The organism is Serratia odorifera (assembly GCF_041448735.1).
Taxonomy (GTDB): domain Bacteria; phylum Pseudomonadota; class Gammaproteobacteria; order Enterobacterales; family Enterobacteriaceae; genus Serratia_F; species Serratia_F odorifera.
This window is the reverse complement of sequence record NZ_JBGMUT010000052.1, coordinates 1-711: the sequence shown is the minus strand read 5'-3', so window position 1 is coordinate 711 and position 711 is coordinate 1. Positions and strand designations below refer to the sequence as shown.

Annotated in this window: 1 protein-coding gene; it reads left to right on the top strand. The window is 37.3% G+C overall.

The genetic code is table 11. From position 1 onward, the window contains the following. On the top strand, positions 1–711 hold a 711-nt coding region (locus tag ACCC84_RS23555; RefSeq protein ID WP_371902428.1), incomplete at both ends, for a Tn3 family transposase.

The following is a 711-nucleotide window of genomic DNA, read 5'->3' as shown; positions in this document are numbered from 1 at the left end:
AAACACTTTCAGAATCAAACGCGAAACTTGTAGATTTTCATAGCCAATTACAGCTGGCTAAAATGTGGGGTGGTGGAGAAATTGCTTCAGCTGATGGATTACGTTTCATCACACCAGTAAAATCCGTACACACTGGTCCAAATCCTAAATATTTCGGTTCTGGTCGTGGTGTTACGTATTACAACTATACGAGCGATCAATTTACCGGACTCCACGGTTTGGTGATTCCAGGCACAATTCGTGATTCATTATACTTACTTCAATGTGTGTTAGAACAAAATACGAACTTACAGCCAAAAGAAATTATGACAGATACAGCTGGGTATAGTGATATTATTTTTGGGCTCTTTGGATTATTAGGATATCAATTTAGTCCTCGTTTAGCTGATATCAGTGAATCACGTCTTTGGCGTTTTGATGCGAACTCAGATTATAGCATGTTAAATAATTTGTCTAAAAGTCGCATTCGTGAAGAACTCATACATCGTCATTGGGAAGACATGCTTCGTGTTGCGGGATCTTTGAAACTAAATAAAATAAATGCAACACATCTTATCCAAGCACTTCAGTATAATGGGAAACCAACTATGTTAGGGCGAGCAATTGGAGAATTGGGGAGACTCTTTAAAACACGTTATTTACTCTTATATTTACATGATGAAAATTATCGTCGTAAAATTTTAAATCAACTCAATAGAGGGGAAGCAAGGC